Genomic DNA, 8,758 nt, shown 5'->3' with positions numbered 1-8,758 from the left:
CGAGCAGCGCCGACGGGAGGGCGAGCAGCGGGAAGAAGCCGGCGGCGGCGAAGGCGCTGCACGGTCCGAGCGCGGCGCGGACGAGGGCGCCCGCGAAGAGCAGCGCGAGCAGCGCGGCGGCGACCGCCCCCGCCGTGGCCGCGGCGGCCGCGGGCGACGGGGACGGGCGGGCCCGGGCCTCGCGGGCGGCGGCGAACCCGAGCCAGGGACCGAGGGCGAGCGCCGCGAGCAGCGCGCCGGCCTCGGCCAGCTCGTACCCCGGCGCGTCGAGCAGCGGGAGCGAGCCGCTCGCCAGCCCCAGCGCCGCGAGCAGCGCCGCGGCGCCGCGCACGGCGCGCCGCCGGACCAGCGCCTGGAGGAGATCGAGCATCGCGTCCCGCCGATATCGGCGCCGCAGCTATCGGCCGCGCCAGCCCCGGGATAACATGGCGCGCGATGCCGGAGAACCGCGAGCACGCGCGCGCGCCCATCGAGCTGAAGGTCGACTACAAGAAGCTGAACAGCTTCTTCGCCGACTACACGAAGAACATCTCGAAGGGCGGCACGTTCATCAAGACCCGGAAGACCCTTCCGGTGGGGACGCGCTTCGTGTTCCGGCTCGCGGTGCCGGGGCGCCCGGCCGCGTTCGAGCTGAACGGCGAGGTGGTGCACGCGAGCGCGCAGGGCGAGGAGGCGGGGATGGGCATCCGCTTCGTCTGGTCCGACCCGCGCCTCCGCGCCGACTTCGAGGGCACGGTGGAGCGCCTGATGTCCGAGAGCCTCGGGCCGCTGCTGGCGAAGCGGCTGCTGAGGAAGGGCTAGGCGCCGGTGGGAAACGCTCATGGTTCGACAGGCTCACCATGAGCGGATCCAGGCCCGAGAGCTCCGCTCGCCCTGAGCCCGTCGAAGGGCGGGCGGGGGGCGCTCGACCGGGCCGGTCCTCAATACAGCACGTTCTCGAACCGCACCCGGTCGCCGGCCTTCACGCCGTGCGCCGCGGCCCAGCCGCCGTTCACCTCGAGCACGTAGCGGCTCGGCACGCCCACGTCGCGCGGCGACAGGGTGAGGGGCTCGGCCCGCTCCACCACGCCCACCACGCGGCCGGCGTCGTCGACGAAGATCATGTCGAGGGGGATGAGCGTGTTGCGCATCCAGAACGTGTGGACGTCGCTCTCGTCGAACACGAACAGCATGCCGGCGTCCGCGGCGAGCGAGGACCGCTCCATGAGGCCGCGCGTGCGTGAGGCCTCGTCGCGCGCGACCTCGACCCGCACCGCGTGGCTCGCGCCCGCGGCGGTCTCGACGATGACGCGCGGGGCGGGGCGCGCCGGCTCGGGTGCCTTGGGAGAGGCACACGCCAGCGCGGCGGCGAGCAGGAGCACGGCCCGCGCGCCGCTCACTGCCGCGGGACGACGCAGTAGGACGAGTACTGCGTCTCGCCCAGGTAGCGCTGGCGGGTCGTCTCGTCGAGGCTGGCGAGGAACGCCGGGTCGAGCACCACCTGGTCGCAGACCAGGCCGGTCTCGGACTTGTAGCAGTCCTGGTCGGAGACGCACGGCTTCGAGCAATATCCGCACGAATCGCCGGAGCAGCCGCCGTACTTGGAGCCCGCGGGGGCCGGCGAGACGATGCAGATGAGGTCCTCGCAGCCGATGTTGCCGGACTCGAAGTAGTCGCCCGACGCGGTCTGCGGGCTCGGCGGTTCGCCGCTCCCCCACGAGAGCTTGCAGCGCTCTCCGACGTTCGGGTTCTGGCAGGCGCTGAGCGCGGCGACGGAGGCGAGCGCGGCGATCAATCGGATGACCTGGGGACGCATGATTGTGGGAATCGTTAGCACGCACCTCGCGGCTCGACAAGGAAGGCTCTCGACCCGCTACAAGCGCCTACAGGCGCACAGAATCACGCATTTCTGCGCGGTACGCTCCGTTGCTCCTCCCATTTGCTTTGGCTAGGATGCCCCGTGTACGTGGGACGCCATCGAATGAGAAAACATCTCGCATATGCCTGGTTGCTCGTCGTGGTGGTCCCGCTGTCCGGGGCCGCCCAGGACCTTCCAGGGCTCGATCTGAGCCAGCCACCTCCGCCCGCGAAGGACGCGGACCCGGTGCGCACGGATGACCTTCCGCCACCCAAGCCGGCCACGCCACCGCCCTCCCAGGGCGCGGCGAAGGCCGAGCCGGCGCCGGTGCTGCCCTTCTCCGAGAAGGACGTGGCGCTCGGCGACAAGGTGAAGGCCGTCCAGCGCAAGGGGTTCATGAAGCGCGGGCGCTTCGAGATCGCGCCGATGTTCTCGGCCACGGTGAACGACGCGTTCTACCAGAAGCTCGGCGTCGGCCTGCGGCTCGCGTACAGCGTGCACGACTCCTTCGCCATCGCGCTGCGCGGCGCCTGCTACCGCGAGGACTGGGGCTGCGGCACCTCGCTGCGCACCGACAACGTGCGCGAGGGGAAGCTCGCCTTCCAGAGCCAGCTCCTCACGTCCGATCTGTACGGGCAGGCGATGCTGGCCGGGGTGTGGTCGCCGATCTACGGCAAGGCGGCCTTCCTCAACCAGAGCATCATCCACTTCGACCTGTTCCTGACCGCCGGGTTCGGCGCGGTGTGGACCGCGACCAGCGTCGCGCCGCGCAACGAGGGGCCGCACCTGGCCACCGACCTCGGCGGCGGCGTCCGCTTCTACCCGCGGGAGTGGATGGCGTTCGAGCTCGGCCTGCTCGCGACGCTCTACCCCGACCAGCCCGTCGCCTCGGTCCCGAGCACGCTGCAGAAGGTGTTCACCGCGAACGTGGGCTTCTCGTTCTTCTTCCCGACGACGTTCGAGTACGTCCACCCATGACGACCGACGGCCTGACGATCCGATCCCTCGCCGCACGGGCGCTCGCCGCGCTCGCGCTGGCGCTCCTGCTGGCGCCGCTCGCGGCGCGGGCGCAGAGCAAGTCCGACGCCTTCGCCGGCAAGATCCCGCCGGTCTCCGGCGCGCTCTTCCAGAAGGCCGGACGCTTCGAGCTCTCGCTGACCGGCAACCTCTCGCTCAACGACGCGTTCTACGCGAAGCGCTGGGGCGGCCTGAAGCTCGGCTATCACCCGGCGGAGTGGCTCTACGTGGGCGCGGCCGTGGCGGCGGGCAGCTCCACCCGGACCGGGTCCGCGGTGGTGTGCCCCTCGAACGGCGGCTGCCAGGACGCCGCCGACACGCAGCTGTACCAGGTGCCCGGCAACCTCAAGATGGTCACGGGCCTGGAGGTGGGCTGGTCGCCGGTCTACGGCAAGCTCAACGTGTTCGCGGAGCGCGTCGCGCACTTCGACCTCTCGGTGATCGCCGGTGCCGACTGGATCTCCTACGAGGAGGTGCTGTCGGCCACGCAGGCGGAGGCGCTCGCGGTCTCGGGCGGGAAGCCCGGCACGAAGAGCACCTTCGGCGGCCACGTGGGGCTCGGCTTCCGCGTGTTCTTCGCCGAGTGGATCGCCGCCCGGCTCGAGTTCAAGGACTACATCTACTCGGTCCCGGTGCCCAACTGGCAGGAGGGCGGCGCGGCCCGGGACGACATCCAGAACCAGCTGTTCACCGAGATCGGGTTGTCGTTCTTCTTCCCGTTCCACAACCGGGCGGGGCACTAGGCCACCATGGCGCGCGCCACCTCCAAGATCCTCCTCGCCGTCGCCGCCCTCGCCGCCGCTCCCGCGGCCGAGGCGCAGCTCGGCATCGATCTCACCGCGCCGGACAAGAAGCCGGCCCCTCCCGCCGCGCAGAAGCGCGACGAGTCGCTCTCGCTCCCCGCGCTCGAGCTCGGCAAGACCGCGCCCGCCGCCGAGGCGAAGGCGCGGCTCGACGCCGCCAAGCGGCTCCTCGACGAGAAGGCCACCGAGACGGCGGCCCTCGCGTTCGACCAGATCCTGCGCGAGCCGGCGCTGGCCGTCGCGCACGACGAGGCGCGGTACCAGCTCGGCAAGGCGCTCGCGCGCATGGGCCTGCTCCACTCGGCGCTCGCCACCTTCGACGAGGTCCTGGCGAAGGGGCCGGGCGGCTCGCGCTTCTACGGCTCCTCGATGGAGTGGCTGTTCTACGCGGGCAACAAGCTCAAGAACGAGCAGCCGCTGCTGTCCCGCGTGGCGAAGCACGCCCGCGACTCGTTCCCGCCCGGCTTCGAGGACCGCTTCCACTTCCTGCTCGCCAAGTACGAGTTCGAGCGCGGCCGCGCGCTCGCCGACGCCGGGCGCGCCGACGAGGCGCGCGGCGCCTGGGGCGAGGCGCGCCGGCTGGTGTCGCTGGTGCGCGAGCAGGCCGGCGCCGCGGCGCCGAAGGGCGACGCCCCGTCGAACGAGCAGGGCGACGTGTACGCGAAGGCGCGGTTCGTGGACGGCCTGGTGCTCTACGCCTCCGGCGACGACGTCGGCGCGTCCGAGGCCTTCAAGCAGGTGGTCCGCCTGACGAACCCGAAGCGCGGGCGGGCCTCCGACCCGCAGCTCCGCGAGCTCGCGTTCCTGCAGCTCGCGCGCATCCACTACCAGAACCGGCAGAACCGCTACGCGATCTTCTACTACGGGAAGATGCCGTGGGGCGGCGAGAGCTGGCTCGAGGGGCTGTGGGAGGCGTCGTACGCCCACTACCGCATCGGCGACTACGAGAAGACGCTCGGCAACCTGCTGACGCTGCAGTCGCCGTACTTCAAGGACGAGTACTTCCCGGAGTCGTACGTCCTGAAGTCGATCGTCTACTACGAGAACTGCCGCTACCCCGAGGCGCGCCGCGTGCTCGAGACGTTCGCCGGGCTGTACCAGCCGGTCTACGACGAGCTCGTGAAGACCACCGCCGCGCAGCGGCCGCCGGCGGCCTACTACGACCTGCTCGACACCGACGCGCGCGGCGGCGCCCTCCCGCGCCGCATCATGAAGCTCGCGTTCACCGACCAGAACGTCCGCCAGCTCGCCCAGAGCGTCGCGGAGGTCGAGGACGAGATGGACCGCGGCATCGGCGGGCGGCGCTCCGAGTTCCGCCAGTCGGCCCTGGCCAAGCGGCTGGGCGACCAGCTCCGGGCCGAGAAGGTCACGCTGGTCGAGGAGGCCGGGGCGCGCACCCGCGCCAAGCTCGAGTGGGAGCGCGACCAGCTCCGCTCGCTGCTGGCCCAGGCGCTCCGCATCAAGATCGAGGTCTCGCGCAAGGAGCGCGAGGCGCTGGAGGGCTCGCTGGCCCGCGGCAGCCAGGTCGAGGTGGTGAAGGACCTGAAGTACTCCTCGGCCGTGTCCGACGAGCACCTGTACTGGCCGTACGAGGGCGAGTTCTGGCGCGACGAGCTCGGCACGTACTCGTACACGCTCACCCGCGGCTGCAAGGACCGCCTCTCGCGGCCCGGCACCGCCTCGAAGTAGGGCTTCACCAGGAGAGACCGAAGCATGACCCGTGCTCTCGCCCTCGGCGCCGTGGTGGTGGCGCTCGCGGCCGGTCCCGCGCGCGCCGCGGATCCGCGCCCGCAGCCCAAGGAGGCGGACCTCGGCCAGAAGCGCCAGGTCGCGCCCGACGCGTCGCTGGGCGGGAGCCTGCAGGCCGCCAAGAAGGCGTCCGAGCCGGGCGGCCCGAAGCTGGACTTCGAGACGTTCCGCAAGAAGGTCGAGGTGGACATCTCGGCCAAGCGCCGCGAGGAGATCGCCAGCCTCCAGCAGCTCATCCAGCTCGGCGGCGGGTCGGCCACCGAGACGCCGCAGTGGTACTTCCGGCTGGCCGAGCTGCTCTGGGAGGAGTCGCAGTACTTCTTCTTCGAGGCGAACCGCCGCGACGACCGCATCATCGAGATCGGCACCTCCAACCCGGCCGAGGTCGGCCGGCTCCAGGACGAGAAGAAGGGGCTCGACCAGCAGTCGCGGCGCCTGCAGGAGCAGGCGGTGGCGCTCTACAAGGCCATCATCTCGCGCTACCCGAACTACCCGCGGCTGGACGAGGTCCTCTACTTCCTCGGCGAGAACCTCTCCCGCCGCGACCGCAACGACCCCGACGCGCTGAAGGCTTACCGCGCGCTCATCCAGAAGTTCCCGAGCTCGCGCTACGTGCCCGACGCGTGGATGGCCTTCGGCGAGTACTACTTCGACCGGGCCAACAAGAACGACCGCAACGGCAACCTGCGCAAGGCGCTCGAGTCGTACCGGAAGGCCGCCGAGTACCAGGAGAGCTCGGTCTACGGCTACGCGCTCTACAAGCAGGGCTGGGTCCACTACAACCTCGGCAACTGGAGCGAGGCGCTGGAGCTGTTCCGCGGGGTGATCTTCTTCGGGGAGATGCCCACCAGCACGGTGCCCGCCGACCGCAAGCTCGCGCTGGTGAAGGAGGCGCGGAAGGACTACGTCCGCACCTACAGCCACGTCGGCTCGGCCGAGGGCGCCTGGGACGACTTCCGCCGCGTCGGCGGGCAGACCGGCTGGTGGGACATGCTGAAGTCCCTGGCCGGCCTGTACTTCGACGAGGGCAAGGATCGCGACGCGGTGCTGGTCTACCACCGCATGATCCAGGAGAAGCCGCTCTCGGTCGAGGCGCCGTTCTTCCAGTCGCGCATCGTCACCTGCGCCGGCCGCATGGGCCGCAAGGACGCGGCGGTGGCCCAGGCGCACGTCTTCGTGCGGATGCTCCGCGACATCGAGGCGTCGGCCGAGGGCAAGGACCCGAAGAACGAGAAGGTGCTGAAGGAGGCGCGGCGCGACGCCGAGGCCACCCTGCGCATCCTGGCGGTGCAGTACCACAACGAGTGGAAGAAGACGCGCGACGACCCGGTCGCCGGCTTCGCCGCCGCGGTCTACAAGGACTACCTCGACGTCTTCCCGGGCGAGCCGCCCGCCTACGAGATGCGGTTCTTCCACGCCGAGCTGCTCTACGCGCTGGCCGAGTTCGAGGCCGCCGGCGCGGAGTACGAGCGCGTGGCGCTCGTGGACGTCCAGGCGCTCAAGGCGAAGCCGCAGGCCGGGCAGCCGGCGCCGAAGCCGGGCAAGTTCTTCAAGGACGCGCTCGAGAACGCGGTGTTCGCCTACGACCTCGTGGCGAAGAAGCTCGACGAGACCGAGAAGCGCCAGCCCTCGGACCCGAGGAAGAAGCTCCCCATGGCGCCGCAGCGGCAGAAGCTGGCCGAGGCGTGCCAGCGGTACCTCGAGTACCAGCCGAAGGGCGAGAAGTGGGTGGAGATCGCGTACAAGCTCGCGAACCTGCACTACCGCCACAACGCGTTCGGCGAGGCGAGCGACCTGTTCACGCGCATCGCGCTCGACCACCCGCAGCACGAGCTGGCCGGCTACTCCGCGAACCTGGTGCTGGACGCCTACAACCTGCTCGGCGACTGGCGCAACGTGAACGGCTGGGCGAAGCGGTTCTACGACAACCGCGCGCTCATCGCCGCGCACCCGCAGCTCAAGGACGACCTCTCCCGCGTCATCGAGCAGAGCGCGTTCAAGGTGATCGAGGAGAAGGAGAAGGCCCAGGACTTCGTGGGCGCGGCCGAGCAGTACCTCGCCTTCGCGCGCGACTGGCCGGCGTCCCGCCTCGCCCCCACCGCGTACTACAACGCGTCGGTGGACTACGTCCGCGCGCACCGGCTCGACCGCGCGATGGAGATCCGCGAGCAGTTCCTGCAGCGCTACCCGACGCACCAGCTCGCGCCGAAGTCGCTCTACGACAACGCCGAGGCCTACGAGGCGGTGGCGGACTTCGGGCGCGCCGCGGACCACTACGAGCGCTACTTCCAGGCCTGGCGCGCCGCCAGCCGGCGCGAGCCGCCGCCCGCCGCGAAGGCCAGGGGCAAGGCGCGCGGCAAGGCCGCCGCCGCCGCCGCGGCCGAGGCGCCGGCCGGGCCGCCCGCGGTGTACGAGGAGAAGAAGGCGAACGACGCCATCGTGAACGCGGCGGTGTTCCGCGCCGGCCTGCGCGAGTGGGCGAAGGCGGAGGCCGCCACCCGGGCCTACCTCGACACGTGGCCGAACGGGCCGGACGCGCGGCGGATGTTCCGCTCGCTCGCCGACCTCTACGGAAAGCAGGGCCAGGCCAGCCGCGAGCTGCGCCAGCTGGAGGAGTTCCAGCTGAAGTACGCCCGCGACCCGGAGGACTGGATGGACGCGCAGCAGCGCATCGCCGCCATCCAGGAGAAGTCCGGCAACGGCGCGGCCGCGCAGCGCACGTACCAGGCCGGCTACACCTACTGGAAGCGGAACCGCGACAAGGTGAAGGAGCGCGGCCTCGGCCTGGTGGCGCAGGCGATGTACCTCGAGCTCGAGGACGACTTCGCGAAGTACGACAAGATCACGCTCGACGTGGCGCCGAACTACCTGAAGGCGCAGCTGCAGGTGAAGGGGCGCAAGCTGAAGCAGCTCGAGGACGCCTACGGCGAGGTCGTGAAGCTGAAGCAGGCCGGGCCCGCCATCTGCGCGCTCTACAAGATCGGCCTCGGCTACGAGCGCTTCGCCCGCGCGCTCCACGCCGCGCCCATCCCGCGCGAGATCCGCGGCAACAAGGCGTTCGTGGAGGAGTACCGGGCCCAGCTCACGCAGGCCTCCGAGCCGCTGGAGCGCAAGGCGGTGGAGGGCTTCGAGCTCGCCGCGAACGCCTCGCGCGACTACGGCGTGGTGAACGCCTGCGCCCGCGACGCCTCGGCCCAGCTCGCGAAGGCGAAGCCGGACCACGCCGCCGGCGCCGCGGCGGCCGAGGTCGTCCCGCCCGTCCCGTCCCCGCCGCTCGCCGAGGCGCCGAAGGGCTACGGCATCCTGGCCGAGATCCAGCCGGTGCAGGCCCGCCCCGCGGCCGGCGCGCCCC

General features: G+C 71.4%; 7 protein-coding genes and 1 pseudogene. 5 read left to right on the top strand and 3 right to left on the bottom strand.

Annotated features, from left to right (window positions below; all coding sequences use genetic code 11):
- A pseudogene (locus PSR1_RS19460) lies at positions 1 to 370 on the bottom strand (type VI secretion system protein); the annotation flags it as partial.
- Positions 371 to 435: 65 nt separating this feature from the next.
- Between PSR1_RS19460 and PSR1_RS19455 the strand changes: the two are divergent.
- Entirely contained in the window at positions 436 to 801 is a 366-nt protein-coding gene (locus PSR1_RS19455) for a TIGR02266 family protein (protein WP_059439078.1), read from the top strand.
- A gap of 119 nt (positions 802 to 920) precedes the next feature.
- Here the strand turns inward: PSR1_RS19455 and PSR1_RS19450 are convergent, their stop codons facing one another.
- Both PSR1_RS19450 and cglC read right to left on the bottom strand, forming a co-directional pair.
- A complete protein-coding gene (locus tag PSR1_RS19450) occupies positions 921 to 1,379 on the bottom strand; it encodes a DUF192 domain-containing protein (RefSeq protein ID WP_059439077.1) in 459 nt (152 codons plus the stop codon).
- Positions 1,376 to 1,795: an adventurous gliding motility lipoprotein CglC gene (gene cglC, locus PSR1_RS19445; protein ID WP_059439076.1), complete on the bottom strand. Its 420-nt coding sequence runs from the start codon at positions 1,793 to 1,795 to the stop codon at positions 1,376 to 1,378. The genes PSR1_RS19450 and cglC overlap by 4 nt, the downstream gene beginning before the upstream one ends.
- Positions 1,796 to 2,083: 288 nt before the next feature.
- Between cglC and PSR1_RS19440 the strand changes: the two genes are divergently transcribed.
- The 4 genes from PSR1_RS19440 to PSR1_RS19425 all read left to right on the top strand — a co-directional run.
- Entirely contained in the window at positions 2,084 to 2,815 is a 732-nt protein-coding gene (locus PSR1_RS19440; protein ID WP_237758157.1) for an outer membrane beta-barrel domain-containing protein, read from the top strand.
- Entirely contained in the window at positions 2,812 to 3,597 is a 786-nt protein-coding gene (locus tag PSR1_RS19435) for an outer membrane beta-barrel domain-containing protein (RefSeq protein ID WP_059439074.1), read from the top strand. The genes PSR1_RS19440 and PSR1_RS19435 overlap by 4 nt, the downstream gene beginning before the upstream one ends.
- A 6-nt stretch (positions 3,598 to 3,603) precedes the next feature.
- On the top strand, positions 3,604 to 5,346 hold the full coding sequence (gene gltC, locus PSR1_RS19430; protein ID WP_059439073.1) for an adventurous gliding motility protein GltC: 1,743 nt from the start codon (positions 3,604 to 3,606) through the stop codon (positions 5,344 to 5,346).
- A 24-nt stretch (positions 5,347 to 5,370) separates the two neighbouring features.
- On the top strand, positions 5,371 to 8,758 hold a 3,388-nt coding region (locus PSR1_RS19425; protein ID WP_059439072.1), incomplete at its 3' end, for a tetratricopeptide repeat protein.

This window comes from Anaeromyxobacter sp. PSR-1, from assembly GCF_000964525.1.
GTDB lineage: Bacteria > Myxococcota > Myxococcia > Myxococcales > Anaeromyxobacteraceae > Anaeromyxobacter.
The sequence above is the reverse complement of the archived record's forward strand: the minus strand, read 5'-3'. Positions and strand labels throughout refer to the sequence as shown.

What these genes read in the sequence shown, in the direction of transcription:
- gltC (WP_059439073.1), top strand. Translation starts at nt 3,604, where the DNA reads ATGGCGCGCGCCACCTCCAAGATCCTCCTCGCCGTCGCCGCCCTCGCC.
- cglC (WP_059439076.1), bottom strand. Translation starts at nt 1,795, where the DNA reads ATGCGTCCCCAGGTCATCCGATTGATCGCCGCGCTCGCCTCCGTCGCC.
- PSR1_RS19435 (WP_059439074.1), top strand. Translation starts at nt 2,812, where the DNA reads ATGACGACCGACGGCCTGACGATCCGATCCCTCGCCGCACGGGCGCTC.
- PSR1_RS19455 (WP_059439078.1), top strand. Translation starts at nt 436, where the DNA reads ATGCCGGAGAACCGCGAGCACGCGCGCGCGCCCATCGAGCTGAAGGTC.